Origin of the sequence: Nocardia sp. NBC_00511 (assembly GCF_045161165.1) — a bacterium.
In the GTDB taxonomy this organism is placed as follows: domain Bacteria; phylum Actinomycetota; class Actinomycetes; order Mycobacteriales; family Mycobacteriaceae; genus Nocardia.
In genome coordinates this window covers 5,405,177-5,423,062 of sequence record NZ_CP107849.1, presented here as the reverse complement: position 1 = coordinate 5,423,062, position 17,886 = coordinate 5,405,177, and the positions used below count along the sequence as shown (strand labels likewise).

Genomic DNA, 17,886 nt, shown 5'->3' with positions numbered 1-17,886 from the left:
TCATTCTGCGACCTTCCGCTGTGAATCTGCTGCGAGTCGCCGCAATCGGCCCGTACCCGGGGCGGACAGATACACGGCGAAGGCGAGCAGCCCGTCCAGTGTGAGCGCCAGCGCCGCCACCAGGATCGCGCCGACGAGGACTTTGTCGTAGTGGTAGAGGCTGATGCCGTCGAAGATGTACCGGCCCAGCCCACCGAGGTTCACGTAGGCGGCGATGGTGGCGGTAGCGACCACCTGGAGCGTGGCCGCGCGCAGACCGGTGAGCAGCACTGGCAGTGCGTTGGGCAGTTCGACACCGAACAACACCCGCGACTCGCTCATCCCCATGGCGCGCGAGGCATCGACGACGGTTGGATCCACATTGGCGATACCCGCGTAGGTGCCCGCCAGCAGCGGCGGAATCCCGACGGTCAGCAGCGCGAGCAGCGGCGGCAGCAGTCCCAGCCCGAGCAACAGCACCACGAACGTCAGCACACCCAGCGTCGGCAGCGCGCGCATGGCGTTCGCGAATCCGACGATGAGCGCCGACCCCCGCCGAGAGTGCCCGATCATCAGCCCGATCGGCACCGCGACCACGGCCGACATCCCCACGGCCAGCAGGCTGTACCAAAGATGCTGCAACAGCCGCTGCCCGATCCCGCCGGTCCCACCCCAGTTCGCACCTGTGGTGAGGAAATGCCAGGCGTCAACGAAAAGGCTCATCCCGCAGCACCTTTCGCCGCATCGGGGGCATCGGGTGCGCCGACGACGCGCGTCTTACGCCGCCCCCACCCGGACCGTCCGCCCCCGGCCCGCAACCACGGCGTCGCGAATCTCCCCAGCACATAAAGCAATCGGTCCACCACCAGTGCCAACACCAACACCACGATGATCCCCGCGACAATCTCGTCCGGATAGTCCCGCTGATACCCCTGCGTGAACAACTTCCCCAGCCCCCCGACCCCGATCAGCGCACCCACGGTCACCATCGAAATATTGGTGACCGCGACAACCCGCAGATTGGCGACGAAAACCGGTAGCGCAAGCGGGAAGTCGACAGTCAACGTCCGCCGCCACCGCGTATACCCGATGGCGTCAGCCGCATCGAGCGTGTCAGCGGGCACCGAATCCAACGCGGCAGGCACGGCGGTGATCAACAGCGCCACCGAGTAGATCGTCAACGCGATAACCACATTCAACTCATCGATCACCCCGATCCCCAACAGCGGCGGCAGAATAACGAACAACGCCAACGACGGAATCGTGTAAGCCACACTGGCCACCACCGTCGTGATCCGCCGCAACCACCGCGCCCGATGCGCCACCGCCCCCACCGGCACCGCGATCACCAACCCCAGCAGCAGTGGCAGCAGCGCCAGATACAGATGCACCCGCGCATACCCGGCGATCTCGTCGAAGTTGTCGAGGAGATACCTCACCGGGACTCCTCGAAGAAGGTGCGGTTGCGTTCGGTGTCCTCGTGGGTGCGCTGGCGGTGGAGTTGTTCCAAGACGTCGCGGGCGTAGATCGCGCCTCGGGCGGCTCCGGAATCGGTTACCGCCACGCCTATTTCGGAGGGGGAGGAGATGGCGGCGTCGAGGGCCTGGCGGAGGTCGCCGCCGGGTGGGAAGAGGGAGCCGCCTGCGGCGACGCTTTCGGAGAGGGGGTGGCCGGCTCGGATGCCTTCGACGCCGGTGGTGTCTATCCAGCCGATGGGGATTTTGGCGTTGTCCACGACGAGACGCCATTCGCCCTTGTTCAGGCGGATTTCGGGGAGTTCTTCGACGGTGACGGTGGGGAGGTCGTGTAGGGGGACGGTTTCGGCGGTGCGGAAGGAGAGTTCGCGGTAGCCGCGGTCTCGGCCTACGAAGCCGGCTACGAAATCTGTTGCGGGCTGGGAGAGTACGCGTTGGGGTTCGTCGTATTGCTGGAGGTGGCCGCCGGGGCCGAAGACGGCGATGTGGTCGCCGAGTTTGATGGCTTCGTCGATGTCGTGGGTGACGAAGACGATGGTTTTGTGGAGTTCGGATTGCAGGCGGAGCATTTCGGCTTGCAGTTCGGTGCGGACCACCGGGTCGACGGCGCTGAAGGGTTCGTCCATCAGGAGGATGGGCGGGTCGGCGGCCAGGGCGCGGGCGACGCCGACGCGCTGTTGCTGGCCGCCGGACAGTTGTGCCGGATAGCGTTGGGCCAGTGCGCGATCCAGGCCGACGCGGTCCATCACCTCGAGGGCTTCGCGGCGGGCGGCGCGGCGGGTCGCACCGCGCAGTACCGGGACGGTGGCGACATTGTCGACCACGGTGCGGTGCGGCAGCAGGCCCGCGTTCTGGATGACGTAGCCGATGCCCAGTCGTAGTTTCACCGGGTCGGTTCGTGAAATGTCTTGGCCACCAATGCTTATGGTGCCGGTGGTGGGGCCGAGCATGCGGTTGATCATGCGCATGCTGGTGGTCTTGCCGCAGCCGGAGGGGCCGACGAACACGGTGAACGACCCGGATTCGATGTTCAGGTCGAGGTGGTGGACGGCGGTGGTGCCGTCCGGGTACGTCTTGCTGACGCCGGAGAATTCGATGTCGGACACCGTGTCGCGCTCCTTCTAGCCGATCGACTTGTCGAGGCCCTGCGCGGTCACCCACGCCTTGGCGGCCGCGGCGGGCTCGGTCTTGGCGGTGCCGGAGACCGCGGTGTTGAGCGAGATCAGTTCGGCGGTGGTGAGTTTCGCCGAGACCGCGTCCAGCACCTTGAGCAGCTTGTCGCTCTTCTTGGCGGTGTTGAACAGCGGCACCACGTTCTGCGCCGGGAAGTTGTGCTTGGGATCCTGCAGCACCACCAGGTTGTTGGCGGCGATGGCGGGGGAGGTGGTGAAGATGTCGGCCGCGGTGACCTGGCCCTCGGTCAGCGCGCGCACGGTGGCGGGGCCGCCGCCGTCGGCGATCGGCACGAAGTTGGCGGTCGAGATGTCCAGGCCGTAGTTCTTCTTCAGGCCGGGCAGGCCGCCGGGCCGCTCCGAGAATTCAGCGGGCGCGGCCAGTTTCACCTCGGCGGCGTGCGGGGCCAGGTCGGCGATGGTCTTCAGGTTCCACTTGTCGGCGGTGGCCTTGGTGACGACGACGGCGTCGGAGTCCTCGCCGGGGGCGGGGGTGCCGATGCCGAGCTGGTCGCCGAGCGCCTTGGTGAGTGCGGCGTTCACGTCGTCGGGGGAGGAGGCGGTGGCCGACTTGTCCAGGTACTGCAGCAGATTGCCGGTGTAATCGGGGATCACACCGATCTCGCACTTCTTCAGCGCGGGCACGTAGGCTTCGCGGCTGCCGATGTTCAGCTTGGTGTCGATCTGGAATCCGTTGGCGCGCAACGCTTCCGCGTACACATCGGCGACCGTCTCAGATTCGGGGAAGTTGGCGGATCCGACGGTCAGCTTGCCGGTGTCGCCACCGCAGTCACCGCCGCTGCTCAGCGGGTCGGATTTGCTGCCGCCACAGGCGGACAGTGCCATGGCGGCCGCGAGGGCCACCGAGGCGGCGAGGATCCTGAAGACGGTTTTGGCGGTGCGCCTGCCGTCGGCGCGCGTGGTGATTAGTGAATGCACTGTCGTCCTTCCGAGCCGGGTTGCCTGCGGCGGCGGGGTGCGAGTACCACCCCGAAACAGACCTAACTGTCCATATTGCCCGCTCTGTTCCCGCAACGTTGGCTACCCGGGGTCGGTTTTCGGTGCGCGGCGTGATCGGGAACACAACCGATATGCCGCGCCAGTGGGTCGGTTTCGCATTTCGGCGCGGTGGCGCGGCAGACTGAGCGGCGTGTTCGGCACAGACAATCCCCCGCGGCGTCCGTGGACGCTCCGCCTGCTGTCCTCGGCGCTGGTCCTCACCGCGGTCGCGGCCGTCGCGGGTTGCGGCGGCAAGGACAGCGGTCCGGTATTGACCGTCGGCGCGGGCGATTCGGCCGAGTCGATGATGATCGCCGAGATCTACGCGGGCGCGCTGTCGCGAACCGGGATTCGCGCGCAGACCCGGGAGCGGATGGGGGAGCGCAAGGAGCTGCTCGCCGCGCTGGACGCCGACACCGTCGTGGCGTTCGGTGACGTCACCGGTGACCTGCTCACCGCGCTCGACCCGACCGCCATCGCCACCAAACCGGACGCGGTGAACAGCGCGCTCAATGGCGCTCTCCCCGAAGGGGTCGTGGTCGCGGATCCCGCGGACGGCACCGATCTGCGCCTCACCGTGGTAGCCGCCACCAGCCGCCCCGCCGACTTCCCCACCTCCCTGAAGGATCTGGGCTCCCGCTGCGCCGAGCTGACGGTCGGCATCACCACCGGACCGCCCTTGGACGCGCTGCGCGCGCCCCTCGACCCGCAACGCGATGTGATCGAACCGCTGAACACCGTCTACCACTGCGACATCGCGCACCCGGTCACCTTCACCAGCGACGCCGACCTGCGAAAAGCCCTGTCCGAAGGCGAAATCCAGCTGGCCGTCCTGGCCGGCCCGCCCGCCTTCCTCACCGATGGCGGCGCCGACCTCACGCCCCTCGCCGACCCCGACTACGCCTTCCGCGCCGCCAACGTCCTTCCCGTCCTGCGCAAGGCGGCTCTCAACGACGAGCAGCTGCGCAAGCTGAACTATGTGGGGGGCGAACTCACCACCACCGATCTCGCCGACATGATCCGTCAGGTCCGCGACAGCGGTGCGATCCCCGCAAACCTCGCCCGCAACTGGCTCGACGCCCACTCCCTCTGACTCGTCCCCGGACGCCGCTGGATTCGCTCGCGAATTGCCGTCCGTCACGGTCGAATTGCGGTACGCCGTGGGCGCTCGAATCCGTGCCCGCCGGTCGGTCCGGGCGCGTAACCTGGGCTTCTGATCATCATGCCGGTCTGTCGTCAAGGGAGGACGGGGCATGTCGAATCGTATTCCCGTCACGAAATCCGGGCTTTCACTCACGAAATCCATTGCGGTGTGCGCGCTCGCGGCGGGGCTGCTGGCCGCCTGCGGCGTGTCGGGTAAGGAAGCTCCGGTCGGTCATCCGGTCACCGCCGCCCCGAGTACCGACAACACGCTGACGCAGGTCGTCACCGACGTCTATCAACGCTTCTTCGACGGCAACACCACCGCCGACCAGAAGATCGCGGCGCTGGAGAACGGGCAGGCCTTCGCCGATACCATTCGGGCACAGGCGGATTCGCCGATCGCCAAGGGCAGCAAGGCGACCGTGTCGAGTGTGACGTCCGCCGACGCCACCCACGCGAACGTCGTCTACACCATCTCGCTCAACGGCACCGCCGCCCTGCCCGACCAGTCGGGGACCGCGGTGAAGGCCGACGGGACCTGGAAGGTGTCGCAGGCCTCGTTCTGCGCGCTGCTGAGTCTCGAGATGCAGGGCAAACCGCCCGCACCCTGTTCCGCGAGTTGACATGAGCGCCACCGGGATCACGGCCGGTGCGGTGCGGCGGCCGGGCATCGCCTTGGCCACGGTCACCGCGGTGCTGTTCGTGACCTTCCTCGACACCACCGTCGTCAGCGTCACACTGGGCGCTGTGCAATCGGATCTGCACGCGGGCGTGGTGTCGCTGCAATGGGTGGTGAACGCGTACACGCTGGTGTTCGCGAGCCTGATGCTGACCGCCGGATCGCTCGGCGATCGGTGGGGGCGCAAACGCGTGATGATCGCCGGGCTGGCGGTTTTCGCCGCGGGCTCGGTGGTTTCGGCGCTGGCGGGCAGCGTCGCGGTGCTCATCGCCGGCCGCGCCATCATGGGGCTGGGTGCGGCCGCCTCGGAGCCGGGAACGCTGTCGGTGATTCGGCACGTGTTCCCGGACCGGGGTGAACGCGCCCGCGCGCTCGGGGCGTGGGCGGCGGTCTCCGGTCTGGCGCTCGCCCTCGGCCCGGTGCTGGGCGGCGTGCTGGTGGGCGCGTACGGCTGGCGGTCGGTGTTCTGGTTCAACCTGATCGTCGGTGTGATCGTGCTGGCCGCCGCGCTGCGCTACGTACCGGAATCCGCTGACCCGCAACCGGGTCCGGTGGATCTGATCGGATTCCTTTCCGGCTCGGCGTTTCTCGCCTGCGTCATCTACGCGGGCATCTCCGGCGAGGAGATCGGCTACGGAACCGCCTCGGTGGTGAGCCTTTTTGTGGTGGGCGCCATCGCCCTGGTGGTCTTCCTGATCGCCGAAACCCGTGCCCGCAACCCCATGTTCGACTTCCACTACCTCAAACGCCCCATGGTGCGCAGCGCGCTGATCGTGGCGTTCGCCGTCTACTTCGGCGTCTTCTCGATCTTCTTCTTCACCGCCCTGTACCTGCAAGAGGTGTCAGGCTATTCGGGCTGGCGCACCGCCGCGGTTTTCGCCCCCATGGCGATAGCCATCATCCTGGGCGCACTGTTCGCAGGCTTCTGGGTGGCCCTGCGCGGTTCCCGCACCCCCATGATCACCGGCTGCGTACTGGGCGCGGCAGGCATCCTGCTGACCCGCCAAGTCCTAGGCGTCACACCGCATTTCGTCCCCCTGACCCTGGCTCTCACCCTGGCCGGTCTCGGCTTCGGCATCGCCGTGGTCCCTCTGACCTCCGCCGTCCTGTCCGGCGTCCCGGCCGAACACTCCGGCATGGCGGCCGCCGCCACCAACACCATGCGCCAGGTAGGCGCGGTAGTCGGCGTCGCAGCCCTCGGCTCCCTGGTGAATTCGTTCCTCAACGCCGACCTGAAAGACCGCCTCGACCAACTGGGCATCCCCCCGAACTTCCAATCGATAGTCATCGACGCCATAGAAACCGGAAAGGTCCCCACCGGCGGCGACTCCTCCGCCTCCGCCGCCTACGGCCCGATAGTCGACCACGTGATAACGGCGACCTATGCCGCCTTCCACCGCGGCCTTGAAGTGGCCCTGCTGGTTTCAGCGATCATGATCATCGCCGCCGCGCTCATCACGGCCGTCTCCTCCCGCGGCGACCACTCCGGCTACGAGTTCGAGACCTAGTCGAATCGGCTGCCACCGAGGACGAATGCGGCAGCTATCGAAGCCATGAAACCTGTTGTGCCGCAGTGACGAAGGATGCGCACGCGGCTGGATCCTTGTCGCCCGTGGGGGTCTCGACTCCGCTGTTCACGTCGACCGCGTACGGGTGCACCGTCGCGATCGCCTCGGCGACGTTGGCCGGGTTCAGGCCGCCTGCGAGGATCACCGGGCGGGCGAGGTCGGTGAGGGCTTTCACGATGGTGGCGCTGATCGACCAGTCGTGGGTTTCGCCGGTGCCGCCCAGGCGGGTGGCGGTGCGTGAATCCAGGAGTACGGCATCGCAATTCGCGGCCGCGGCGCGGGCGGCGTCGATCGATTCGGGGCCGGTGACGTGGACGGCCTGGACGATGCGGCGGCCGCCGGCGGTGTCGCGGACCTGGCGGACGGTGGCGGGGGTGACGAGGCCGTGTATCTGGATGGTGTCGGCGCCGATCAACTCCGCGACGCGGACGATGTCGGCTGCTTCCTCGAGGTGCGTCACCAGTACGCGGCTCACGAAAGGTGGGGCGAGGGCGGCGAGTTGGCGGGCTCGGGAGCCGGTGAGCGCGTCCTCGCTGAAATGTGTGACACCGCAGATGAATCCGACGGCGTCGGCGCCGGCCTCGACCGCGGTGCGCAGGTCGGACTCGGAGCGGATTCCGCAGAGCTTGGCGCGCACCGTCATGCCGGGCAGATTAGTCGCGGTCGCCGCTGGATGGCTGCTCGACGCGAAAGTCAGGGCCGGAGTGCCTCGGCCAGAGTCTGATTGAGTGCGATCGCCAGGCCCGCCAGGGCGCCGACGAGCATGTCGACCAGGTCGGTTCGGGTGATGGGTTCCTCGCGTAGCCAGGTGAGGGTGGTTTCCTCGACGAAGGCGATCCAGCCGCGGACGGCCAGGGCGAGGCTGGGGATGTCCTCGGCGTCCGGGGGGAGGGGGGCGGCGGTGAGGATGCGGTCGACCTGGGCGCGGCGGTGAGCGTCGACCATGGCGACGAGTTCGGGGCTGGCGCTGGCGGGGCCGCGCAGCAGGGCCAGGTAGGAGGTGCGGTTCTCGGTGACGTAGTCGACGTAGCGTTCCAGCGAGTCGCGCAGCATGTCGTAGGTGCCGAGGGTGGGGTCGGGTGCCGTGCGTTCCAGTAGCTGCGAATTGGCGTGCTGGATGATCGCCAGGTGGAAATCGCCCTTGGTGGGGAAGTAGTGGAACAGCAGGCCGCGGGAGATGCCCGCCTGCTTGGCGATCTCCCCGATCGAGACGTCTTCCAGGGCGCGTTCGCGCAGCATGCGCGCACCCAGTGTGATCAACTGCTGGCGGCGGTCCTCGGGGCTCAGGCGCACGCGTTTGACGGCCTCGTCGCCGGAGCGCGTCCGGGCGTTCGATTTGCTGCTCACGCTGCGCTCCTTGGTCACCGGTCCAACCCTACTGAACACGAGTCAATAGTATTGACTCGCGCTCAATAAGACCCTACTCTCGCGTATATGAGTCGCAAGGTTACAGACAAGGCTGTCGGCAACCGCCCTGCCCGGCATTCCCACGTCATCATCGTCGGCAGCGGATTCTCGGGCCTCGGCCTGGCCATTCGCCTGAGCCAGCAGGGCGTCGAGGACTTCCTGGTGCTCGAACGCGGCGGCGATGTCGGCGGCACCTGGCGCGACAACACCTACCCCGGCGCGGCCTGCGACGTCCCCTCGCAGCTCTACTCGTTCTCCTTCGCGCTCAACCCGGAATGGTCGCGCTCGTTCTCCAAGCAGCCGGAGATCCAGCGCTACATCCAGGGCGTCGCCGACAAGTACGGCGTCCGCGACAAGCACATCTTCGATTGCGAGATGACCGGCGCGCGCTGGAACGACGCCGACGCCCGCTGGGAGATCCAGACCAGCCAAGGCGCCTTCACCGCCGACATCCTGGTCTCCGCCGTCGGCGCGCTGTGCGAGCCGAACCTCCCGGATATCAAGGGCATCAACGACTTCCAGGGTGAGATCTTCCACTCCGCCCGCTGGAACCACGACTCCGATCTCGCGGGCAAGCGCGTCGCCGTCATCGGCACCGGCGCCTCCGCCATCCAGATCGTCCCGGCCATCGCCGAGCAGGTCGAGCACCTCGACGTCTACCAGCGCACCGCCCCCTGGCTGCTGCCGCGCGGCGACCGCGAGTACTTCGCCCCGGAGAAGCTGGCGCTCAAGAAGATTCCCGCGCTGCGCAGCCTCTACCGCGCCGGGATCTACGCCGTCCGCGAATCCCAGGTGATCGGCCTGGCCAAGTTCCCGCCCGCCATGCTGCTGCTCGAGGGCATCGCCCGCGCCAAGCTGTTCGCCGAGGTCCGCGATCCGGAACTGCGCCGCAAGGTGACCCCGGACTTCCGCATCGGCTGCAAGCGCATGCTCATCTCCAACGAGTACTACCCGGCGGTGAGCCGCGACAATGTCGACGTCGTCACCGACGGCATCAAGGAGATCCGCCCGGGCTCCGTCATCACCAAGGACGGCACCGAGCGCGAGGTCGACGCCATCATCGTCGCCACCGGCTTCCACGTCACCGACTCACCGGTCTACGAGACCGTCACCGGACGCGACGGCCGCACGCTCGCAGAGGTTTTCGACGCCATCGGCCAGCAGGGCTACAAGGGCTCGGCCATCCACAACTACCCCAACCTGTTCTTCATGCTGGGCCCGAACGTCGGCCTGGGCCACACCTCGATGGTGTTCATGATCGAATCGCAGATCAACTACATCTCCGACGCCGTCGCGCAGTTCGACAAGCGAGGCCTGCGCACCGTCGAGGTCCGCCAGGACGTGCAGGACGAGTACAACGCCGAGTTGCAGCGCAAGCTGCGGGGCGCGGTGTGGAGCACCGGCGGCTGCGCCTCCTGGTACCTCGACAAGCACGGCAACAACACCACACTGTGGCCGGACTTCACCTTCCGATTCCGTAGTCTGCTCGAGAAATTCGACACCGACGCCTACGAGACCACCACCGAGCCTGTCGCACAGGCTGTTTGATCCACCCCTCCTTCCGAGACAACCGAAAGCGGTAATCGTGAGCAACGATGCTTACTTCAAGGACAAGGTCTGTGTGATCACCGGCGCGGGCTCCGGCATCGGCCGGGCGCTGGCCGAGAACCTGGCCAAGCGCGGCGCGAAGCTGGCGCTCTCCGACATCGACACCGAGGGCCTCGCCGAAACCGTCGCCCGCTGCGAAAAGCTCGGCGCCCAGGTGAAATCCGATCGGCTCAATGTCGCCGAGCGGGAAGCCGTGCTGCTCTACGCCGACGAGGTCAAGAAGCACTTCGGCAAGGTCAACCAGATCTACAACAACGCCGGTATCGCCCACCACGGCGACGTCGTCGACACCGCGTTCAAGGACATCGAACGCATCATGGACGTCGACTTCTGGGGTGTCGTCAACGGCACCAAGGCCTTCCTGCCGTACCTGATCGAATCCGGTTCGGGCCACGTGGTGAACATCTCCAGCCTGTTCGGCCTGATCGCCGTCCCCGGCCAGAGTGCCTACAACGCCGCCAAGTTCGCGGTCCGCGGCTTCACCGAGGCGCTGCGCCAGGAAATGCTGATGAGTGGCGACCCGGTCAAGGTGACCTGCGTGCACCCCGGCGGCATCAAGACCGCCGTCGCCCGCAACGCCACCGTCTCCGAGGGCCTGGACCAGAAGAACCTGGCCGCGCTCTTCGACAGCAAGCTGGCCATGCACACCCCGGAGATGGCCGCGCAGACCATCACCGAGGCCGTCGGCAAGGGCCACGGCCGGGTGCTGATCGGCTGGGAGGCAAAGGCTCTCGACCTGTTCGTCCGCACCACCGCCTCGTACTACCAGCGCATCGCCGCGGTCGTGCAGAAGCGCGTCCTGCCGTAAGGGATCCCGCAATGCCCGATCTGACACTGCCGCTGCCGGTCATCCGCGCCGCCCTGAATCCGGTCTTCCGGATCATGCTCAATCACCGTCTGCCGTTCAGTGTGCAACGCGCGCTGATGGATTGGGGTTCGGTGGCGCAGCGCGCGCCACGCGGCACCCACGTCGAACGGGTCCGCCTCGGCGGCCGCCCGGCCGAACGCGTCACCGTCGGGCCGGTGTCCGACAGCGCCACCGTGCTGTACCTGCACGGTGGCGGCTACACCGTCGGCTCGCCGACCACGCACCGCTCGCTGGCCGCCTACCTGGCCCGCGAAACCGGTTGCCCGGTGCAGGTTCTCGACTACCGGCTGGCTCCGGAGCATCCGTTCCCGGCCGCCCTCGACGACGCCGAGGCGGCCTTCCTGGAACTGGTGTCCTTCGGGTACCGGCCGGATCGCATTGCGGTGTCCGGTGATTCGGCCGGTGGCGGGCTCTCGCTCGCCCTGGCCGAACGGCTGCGGGATGTGCACGGCATGACCCCGGCCGCGCTCGGCCTGATCGCGCCGTGGACCGATCCCAACGAAATCCCCACGCGCAACCGGGATCTCGTCATCAACAAGCCGTGGTCGCGGGCCTGTGCCGCCGCCTACCTCGGCGACGGTGACGGCTCCGACACCGGTTACGCACCGCTGCTCGGCGACCTGCGCGGGCTGCCCGACACCTACGTGCAGGCCGACGTCGACGAACTGCTGCACGACCAGTGCACGCGGCTGGTCGCCGAACTGCGCGCGGCCGGAGTGCGCACCGAGTACACCGAGACCGAAGGTCTCTGGCACGTCTCACAGTTACAGGCCGCACTGGCGAGTCCCGCCGCCCGTATCACCAGAGAACTCGGGGAGTTTCTGCGGCAGGCGCTTCGACCTGCGCAAACCCGATCCATAGGATAGAGGCAGAACCCCGCGGCGGATCGTCCGAGAACAGGTTCGGACGGTCCGCCGTGGGTTATCTGTGAGCGTGGCGTAAATTACCCGCCAGTAAACCCACTGTGGAAGGGCAGCGATGCGAGAGTTCGAAGTCCCGGCTACCTACACCATCCCGGAAAACGCCAATATGTCCGACGGCGCCTTCCGGCATGCGGAGCAGACGCCCGACCTGGTCGTCTTCAACACCCCGGATGGTAAGGGCGGTTGGAACGACGTCACGGCAACCCAGTTCGCGAAGGCCGTGACCGATGTGGCCAAGGGACTGGTCGCCTCCGGCGTCGAGCTCGGTGACCGCGTCGCCATCATGGCCGCCACCAGCTACGAGTGGGTTGTCCTCGACTTCGCCATCTGGGCCGCGGGCGGCTGCACCGTCGCCATCTTCGACAGCTCCTCCGCCGAGCAGGTGCGCTGGATCCTCTCGGACTCCGCCACCAAGCTGATCGTGGTGCAGAACGACAAGCATCGCGCCACCGTCGCGGAAATCGAAGGCGGACTGGGCGAGCTGAAGGAGACCCTGCGCATCGACGAGGACGCCATCGGCACCCTCGTCGCGCGTGGCACCGACCTCGACGACAGCGTCGTGCACGAGCGTCGCGCCCAGGTCAAGGCGTCCTCGCCCGCGACCCTCATCTACACCTCCGGTACCACCGGCCGCCCCAAGGGCGTCATGCTCTCGCATGCCAACCTGTACGCGGAGTCCGCCGCCGACCGTTCGGCCATGAGCGAATTCCTGCGCCCCGGCCGCAAGTCGCTGCTGTTCCTGCCGCTGGCCCACGTGTTCGCCCGCGCGGTCGCGCTCGCCGCCTTCGACGCCGGTGTCACCGTCGCGCACTCCGCCGACTGGTCCACGCTGGTCGAGCAGTTCGGCGCGTACAAGCCGAACTTCATCCTCTCGGTGCCGCGGGTGTTCGAGAAGGTGTTCAACGGCGCCAAGCAGAAGGCGCACGACGGCGGCAAGGGCAAGATCTTCGACTACGCCACCGAGATCGCCATCAAGTACAGCGAATCGCTGCAGACCGGCGGCCCCGGCATCGTGCTCAAGTTGCAGCACACCGTGTTCGACAAGCTGGTGTTCTCCAAGCTGCGTGAGGCCATGGGCGGCGAGTGCGAGTCCGCCGTCTCCGGCGGCGGCCCGCTGGGCGCGCGCCTGGGCCACTACTTCCGCGGCGCGGGCGTCACCATCTACGAGGGCTACGGCCTCACCGAATCCACCGCCGCCGTCAGCGTGAACACCCCCAAGTTCATCAAGGTCGGCTCGGTCGGCCGCCCGCTGCCCGGCCACGCCGCGAAGGTCGCCGAGGACGGCGAACTGCTCATCCGCGGCCCGGTCGTGTTCGGCGGCTACTGGAACAACCCGGAGGCCAGCGCCGACGCCTTCGACGCCGACGGCTGGTTCAAGACCGGTGACCTCGGCGCGATCGATGAGAACGGCTTCATCGCCATCACCGGCCGCAAGAAGGAAATCCTGGTCACCGCGGGCGGCAAGAACGTCTCCCCGACCATGCTCGAGGATTCGCTGCGCCAGAGCCCGCTGATCAGCCAGGTCATGGTCGTCGGCGACGGCCAGCCCTTCATCGGCGCGCTCATCACCCTCGACCAGGAGACCCTGCCGGGCTGGATGGCGCGCAACGGGATTCCCGCCGAGACCCCGATCGAGCACGTCATCGAGAACCCGGCCCTGGTCGCCGAGATCAACGAGGCCGTCGCCGCCACCAACAAGCTGGTGTCGCACGCCGAGGCGATCAAGAAGATCCGCATCCTGCCGGTCGACTGGACCCAGGAGGGCGGCGAGCTCACCCCGAAGCTGTCGCTCAAGCGCAACGTCGTCATGAAGGAGTATGCGGCCGACGTGGACGCGATCTACTCCTGATCCACCGCTCGAACAGCCTGGGGCCCACGGTTTTCGTGGGCCCCAGGCTTTTTCAGTCCTCCGAGACGCGTTCGCGGGCGAAGCTCGCGGCCGCCAGTTCGCGAAAACGCCTGGCGGCCAACGAAAGATAGGCGTCCTCGCGCCACGCCAGATGCAGGGTGCGACGACAGTAGACCTCGTCGAGACGCAGCCAGGCCACCGGCGGACCGGGATAGTCGCGCGCCAGGCCGGGAAGCAGACCGACGCCGAGCCCGGTCGCGATCAGAGCGCGCACCGCCGACGGGTCGTCACCCTCGCACACGATCACGGGCCGCAATCCCGCGCGTGCGAAGACCTTGTCGAGCACGGTGCGCTGCCAGTATTCGGGCGAGGTCGTGATGAACGGTTCGTCCGCGAGTTCGCCGACCGTGACCCGCTCGCGGCCCGCGAACCGGTGATCAGGCGAAACCGCCAGCAGCACTTCCTCGTCCAGTAGCTCCTGATGGACCAGACCGGGCGCGTCCGGCGGATAGGAGATCACCCCGAGGTCGATCTCACCGGCGATCAGGCGAGCGGTCACCTCGGCCGTGGTCCCGGAGCACAGCTGCACGCGCGCACCGGGATACGCCCGCACGAAGTCCTTGATCGCGTGCTGGAGGATCTTCAGGTTCTCCGCGCCGATCAGCGCCGCACCCTGCTCGAGCCCGGCCAGATCGGCCACTTCCCGCCGGGCGCCCTCCAGTTCGTCCAGAGCCCGCTCCACCCGCGTGAGGAATGCCGCGCCGAACCGGTTCAGCCGCAGCCGCCGCCCCTGACGATCGAAAAGCGGTACACCCAGCTCGTTTTCGAGCCGGGTGATGGTGCGACTCAGCGACGGCTGCGCTACCCGCAGCTCCGCCGCGACCCGGCTGATGTTCTCGGTGCGCGCCACCATCCGGAAATAGCTCAGCTGCAGCAGATCCATGCTCATACCTCCAAAGGCATGACGGTATAGCTATTTTGGTCGTGGAAGGTATCAGCGGGCAGTCCTACCGTTCGAGACATGACCGCGATACAAGTCTCCGCCGGGCCCGAATCCGCCACTGCCACAGCGAATCCCTGGATCACACTGGTGGCCGTCACCGGCGGCCAATTCCTGGCCGTGCTGTCCACCACGGTGATCAGCGTGGCGCTGCCGACCATCGCCCGCGACCTGCACGCGGATGCCACGGCTGCCGAATGGATCGTCAACGCCTACGTGCTGGTCTACGCCAGCCTGCTGATGCTCACCGGCGGGCTCGGTGACCGCTACGGCCGCAAGGGCGTCTTCCTGCTCGGCATGGCGACCTTCGCGCTCGGCGCGCTGATCGGCGGGCTGGCCACCAGCATTCCGATGCTGTTGGCGGGCCGCGTCATTCAGGGCCTCGGCCCCGCCCTGCTGGTGCCGACCAGCCTCGCCGTGGTGCGCGCCGCCTTCCCCGACGAGCGGAAGCGGGCGGTCGCCATCGGGGCCTGGTCGACCTCCTCCGGCTTGGCCCTGGCGGTGGGCCCGATCCTCGGCGGCCTCGTCGTCACCGGTCTCGGCTGGCGCTGGGTGCTGCTGCTGAACGTGCCGCTGGTGCTGGTGTTCGCCACCATCGCCGCGCTCATCGTCCCGCGTCAGCCACGCACCGCGACCACCGGCCGATTCGACTGGCAGGGCGCGGTGCTGACCACGCTGTCGGTGGCCGCGCTGTCCTACGGATTGACCGAAGGCCGACAAGAGGGCTGGACCTCCCCGCTGATCCTGGCCGCCTTCGGCCTGGCCCTCGCCGCCGCGATCGCATTCGTGAGCTGGGAACGGCGACACAGTGATCCGCTGGTCGACCTCGCCCTCTTCGGTCATCGCGGCTTCACCGCGGCCAACCTGGCCGGTGCCGTCGCCTTCTTCGCCTTCGTCGGACTGGTCGTCTACCTGAGCGCGTATTTCCAACTGGTGCAGGGGCATTCGGCCATTCGGACCGGACTCGACGTCTGCGCCATCGGCATCGCGTTCGCTGCGGCGACCCCCATCTCCGGCCGCCTGGTCGCCCGCGTCGGCGCGCGGCCGCCCATGGTCACCGGTCTCGCCCTCGCCGGTTCCGCGATCCTGGGCCTGTTGAGCATGAACCGCACCACCGGCCTGGCCGGACTCTGGTGGCTGCTCGCCCTCGGCGGCTTCGGCCTCGGTCTGTGCCTGACCCCGATGACCGCGACCGTGCTCGCCGCCGTCGCACCGCACCGCGCCGGAATGGCCTCCTCGGTACACAACGCGCTACGACAACTCGGCCAGGTCCTCGGCGTCGCCGTCCTGGGCACCCTCGTCTACACCGGTCCGCTCCCGAGCATCACCGGACTGCACCACGCCTTCCTGGTTGCAGGCGGCGGTCTGCTGACCATGGCCGCCATCGCCGCCGTCGCATTGCGGACACCGGCGCGCTGAGCACTCTCACAGGTGCGCGTCACTGTTCTGTAATTGTTCGGGCGGGTTCGGGGCGGCGGGTGCGCAGTAGGGTCGGGATGTGACCGAGCGTGGATTGCGGATGGCCGGTGGGATCGTCGCCGGTGGGGTCACGCTGGGCGTGGCCGAGGTAGTGTCGCTGCTGGTCAGCCCCGACAGCACGCCGTTGCAGGCGGTGGGGGGATGGATCGTCGATCACACGCCGGACGGGTTTCGGGAATGGGTGATCGGGCTCGTCGGGACCAATGACAAGACGCTGCTGTTCGTTTGTATGGGGGTGGCGGCGGTCGCGTTGGCGGCCACCGCCGGAGTGCTCGAGCGGAGTCGGCGGCCATTGGGGTCGGTGCTGTTCGGCGTGTTCGGGGTGCTGTCGTTGCTGGCGGCCGTGGGTCGACCGGCCGCTTCGTGGACGTGGGCATTTCCGGCGATTCTTGGTGGGGTCGCGGGAATTCTGTTGCTGCGCAGCCTGATCGAGCGGATCGAACGGTTCGAGGACATGGCGGCGGTGTCGAGTGCGGGGGAGCGGGACTCGGCCCTCGCCGGGGCGGTTGCCGGTGGTTCGACATCGGGAGGGACCTCCGGATCGGGGCGGACGCCGGGTTCCGGTGTGGCGCTGGGGGAATCGTCGCCGTTGACGCCCGCCGAACTGGCGGTGGAGCGGCGGCAGGTGATGCGGGGGATCTTCATCGCGGGTGGGATCGCGGTGGTCGGCGGGGTGGCGGCGCGGATCGTCGGATTGCGGTCGCGGAGTGTGTCGGCCGAGCGGGCCGAGGTGCAGTTGCCGACGCCGAGCGTTCCCGCTCCGGTATCGGAACCCGGTGCGGATCTTTCGATTCCGGGCATCTCGCCCTACATGACCGCGAACGACGACTTCTATCGGATCGACACCGCGCTCAGCGTGCCGCAGGTCAGCAAGGACACCTGGTCGTTGCGGATCCACGGGATGGTGGATCGCGAAATCACCTTGAAATACGCCGATCTCGCGGCCCGCGCGCCCATCGAGCGGCTCGTGACACTGACCTGCGTCTCGAATCCGGTGGGCGGGGACCTGATCGGCAACGCGCGCTGGCTGGGGTATCGCCTGGACGAGTTGCTCGCCGCGGCCGGACCGCATCCGGACGCGGACATGGTGCTCTCGCGCAGCATCGACGGATTCACCGCGGGCAGTCCGCTGTCGGTGGTGATGGACGGCCGCGACGCCATGCTGGCCGTCGGCATGAACGGGGAGGCGCTGCCCACCGCGCACGGGTATCCGGCGCGGCTGGTGGTGCCGGGGCTGTACGGATACGTCTCCGCGACCAAATGGGTGACCGAGATCGAACTCACCAGATTCGATAAGGCGCAAGCGTTCTGGACCGAACGCGGCTGGTCGGAGAGGGGGCCGATCAAGACCGAATGCCGGATCGACACGCCCCGCGCGCACGGCACCTTCGCGGCGGGCAAGCTGACCGTCGCCGGTGTCGCGTGGGCGCAGCATCGCGGCATCAAGGGGGTGGAGGTGCGGGTGGATCAGGGTGCCTGGCAGCCCGCGCGGCTGGCGGTGGAACCGTCGATCGACACCTGGGTGCAGTGGGCCTTCGACTGGGAGGCAGCCGGTTCCGGGCTGCACACCATCTGGGCGCGCGCCACCGACAACACGGGGGCCACGCAGACCGATCAGCAGCAGGACGTGGTGCCCGACGGTGCGACCGGATATCCGTCTCTCACCGTGCGAATCAGTTGACGCTCCTGCGAATCCACTGATCTCGGGCATCGCGAACCGACTGATCGGTTGCGGCA

General features: G+C 67.8%; 16 protein-coding genes. 9 read left to right on the top strand and 7 right to left on the bottom strand.

The window, feature by feature from the left end; genetic code table 11:
• Genes OG300_RS25390 through OG300_RS25375 form a run of 4 tightly spaced genes read right to left on the bottom strand, consistent with a single transcriptional unit; the run spans position 1 to position 3,472 of the window.
• Positions 1–702, bottom strand: a complete 702-nt coding sequence (locus tag OG300_RS25390) for an ABC transporter permease (RefSeq protein WP_405485547.1) — start codon at positions 700–702, stop codon at positions 1–3.
• Positions 699–1,418 carry an ABC transporter permease gene (locus OG300_RS25385; protein WP_405485546.1) on the bottom strand — a complete coding sequence of 240 codons (720 nt, stop codon included), beginning with the start codon at positions 1,416–1,418 and terminating at the stop codon, positions 699–701. Before OG300_RS25385 ends, OG300_RS25390 begins: the two co-directional genes overlap by 4 nt.
• A complete protein-coding gene (locus OG300_RS25380; protein WP_405485545.1) occupies positions 1,415–2,560 on the bottom strand; it encodes an ABC transporter ATP-binding protein in 1,146 nt (381 codons plus the stop codon). The genes OG300_RS25385 and OG300_RS25380 overlap by 4 nt, the downstream gene beginning before the upstream one ends.
• A gap of 15 nt (positions 2,561–2,575) precedes the next feature.
• The gene (locus OG300_RS25375; RefSeq protein ID WP_405498669.1) at positions 2,576–3,472 is read right to left on the bottom strand and encodes an ABC transporter substrate-binding protein; all 897 of its coding nucleotides are present in this window, start codon (positions 3,470–3,472) and stop codon (positions 2,576–2,578) included.
• Between the two features lie 304 nt (positions 3,473–3,776).
• Between OG300_RS25375 and OG300_RS25370 the strand changes: the two genes are divergently transcribed.
• The 3 genes from OG300_RS25370 (at position 3,777) to OG300_RS25360 (ending at position 6,955) form a co-directional block, all read left to right on the top strand.
• On the top strand, positions 3,777–4,718 hold the full coding sequence (locus tag OG300_RS25370) for a glycine betaine ABC transporter substrate-binding protein (RefSeq protein WP_405485544.1): 942 nt from the start codon (positions 3,777–3,779) through the stop codon (positions 4,716–4,718).
• Between the two features lie 160 nt (positions 4,719–4,878).
• Positions 4,879–5,391: a hypothetical protein gene (locus OG300_RS25365; protein ID WP_405485543.1), complete on the top strand. Its 513-nt coding sequence runs from the start codon at positions 4,879–4,881 to the stop codon at positions 5,389–5,391.
• 1 nt (position 5,392) lies between these two features.
• A complete protein-coding gene (locus OG300_RS25360) occupies positions 5,393–6,955 on the top strand; it encodes an MFS transporter (protein ID WP_405485542.1) in 1,563 nt (520 codons plus the stop codon).
• 34 nt (positions 6,956–6,989) lie between these two features.
• Here OG300_RS25360 and OG300_RS25355 read toward each other — a convergent pair whose 3' ends face one another.
• Positions 6,990–7,658 (bottom strand): phosphoribosylanthranilate isomerase, encoded by a 669-nt coding sequence (locus OG300_RS25355; protein WP_405485541.1) that lies wholly within the window; start codon positions 7,656–7,658, stop codon positions 6,990–6,992.
• Positions 7,659–7,708: 50 nt separating this feature from the next.
• A complete protein-coding gene (locus OG300_RS25350; RefSeq protein ID WP_405485540.1) occupies positions 7,709–8,362 on the bottom strand; it encodes a TetR/AcrR family transcriptional regulator in 654 nt (217 codons plus the stop codon).
• Between the two features lie 87 nt (positions 8,363–8,449).
• Between OG300_RS25350 and OG300_RS25345 the strand changes: the two genes are divergently transcribed.
• The 4 genes from OG300_RS25345 to OG300_RS25330 all read left to right on the top strand — a co-directional run bounded on the left by OG300_RS25345 (position 8,450) and on the right by OG300_RS25330 (position 13,670).
• Positions 8,450–9,970, top strand: coding sequence for a flavin-containing monooxygenase (locus OG300_RS25345; protein ID WP_405485539.1), 1,521 nt, complete (start codon positions 8,450–8,452; stop codon positions 9,968–9,970).
• A gap of 37 nt (positions 9,971–10,007) precedes the next feature.
• Positions 10,008–10,838, top strand: a complete 831-nt coding sequence (locus tag OG300_RS25340; RefSeq protein WP_405485538.1) for an SDR family NAD(P)-dependent oxidoreductase — start codon at positions 10,008–10,010, stop codon at positions 10,836–10,838.
• Positions 10,839–10,849: 11 nt separating this feature from the next.
• Positions 10,850–11,764: an alpha/beta hydrolase gene (locus OG300_RS25335; RefSeq protein WP_405485537.1), complete on the top strand. Its 915-nt coding sequence runs from the start codon at positions 10,850–10,852 to the stop codon at positions 11,762–11,764.
• 112 nt (positions 11,765–11,876) lie between these two features.
• A complete protein-coding gene (locus OG300_RS25330) occupies positions 11,877–13,670 on the top strand; it encodes an AMP-dependent synthetase/ligase (RefSeq protein ID WP_405485536.1) in 1,794 nt (597 codons plus the stop codon).
• A gap of 52 nt (positions 13,671–13,722) precedes the next feature.
• Here OG300_RS25330 and OG300_RS25325 read toward each other — a convergent pair whose 3' ends face one another.
• Complete coding sequence (locus OG300_RS25325) at positions 13,723–14,613, bottom strand: LysR family transcriptional regulator (RefSeq protein ID WP_405485535.1); 891 nt, start codon at positions 14,611–14,613, stop codon at positions 13,723–13,725.
• A 78-nt stretch (positions 14,614–14,691) separates the two neighbouring features.
• Between OG300_RS25325 and OG300_RS25320 the strand changes: the two genes are divergently transcribed.
• Complete coding sequence (locus OG300_RS25320) at positions 14,692–16,089, top strand: MFS transporter (protein WP_405485534.1); 1,398 nt, start codon at positions 14,692–14,694, stop codon at positions 16,087–16,089.
• 79 nt (positions 16,090–16,168) lie between these two features.
• The gene (locus tag OG300_RS25315; RefSeq protein ID WP_405485533.1) at positions 16,169–17,830 is read left to right on the top strand and encodes a molybdopterin-dependent oxidoreductase; all 1,662 of its coding nucleotides are present in this window, start codon (positions 16,169–16,171) and stop codon (positions 17,828–17,830) included.
• Positions 17,831–17,886 lie beyond the last annotated feature (56 nt).

What these genes read in the sequence shown, in the direction of transcription:
- OG300_RS25390 (WP_405485547.1), bottom strand. Translation starts at nt 702, where the DNA reads ATGAGCCTTTTCGTTGACGCCTGGCATTTCCTCACCACAGGTGCGAAC.
- OG300_RS25330 (WP_405485536.1), top strand. Translation starts at nt 11,877, where the DNA reads ATGCGAGAGTTCGAAGTCCCGGCTACCTACACCATCCCGGAAAACGCC.
- OG300_RS25375 (WP_405498669.1), bottom strand. Translation starts at nt 3,472, where the DNA reads ATGGCACTGTCCGCCTGTGGCGGCAGCAAATCCGACCCGCTGAGCAGC.
- OG300_RS25360 (WP_405485542.1), top strand. Translation starts at nt 5,393, where the DNA reads ATGAGCGCCACCGGGATCACGGCCGGTGCGGTGCGGCGGCCGGGCATC.
- OG300_RS25320 (WP_405485534.1), top strand. Translation starts at nt 14,692, where the DNA reads ATGACCGCGATACAAGTCTCCGCCGGGCCCGAATCCGCCACTGCCACA.
- OG300_RS25325 (WP_405485535.1), bottom strand. Translation starts at nt 14,613, where the DNA reads ATGGATCTGCTGCAGCTGAGCTATTTCCGGATGGTGGCGCGCACCGAG.
- OG300_RS25355 (WP_405485541.1), bottom strand. Translation starts at nt 7,658, where the DNA reads ATGACGGTGCGCGCCAAGCTCTGCGGAATCCGCTCCGAGTCCGACCTG.
- OG300_RS25345 (WP_405485539.1), top strand. Translation starts at nt 8,450, where the DNA reads ATGAGTCGCAAGGTTACAGACAAGGCTGTCGGCAACCGCCCTGCCCGG.
- OG300_RS25335 (WP_405485537.1), top strand. Translation starts at nt 10,850, where the DNA reads ATGCCCGATCTGACACTGCCGCTGCCGGTCATCCGCGCCGCCCTGAAT.
- OG300_RS25365 (WP_405485543.1), top strand. Translation starts at nt 4,879, where the DNA reads ATGTCGAATCGTATTCCCGTCACGAAATCCGGGCTTTCACTCACGAAA.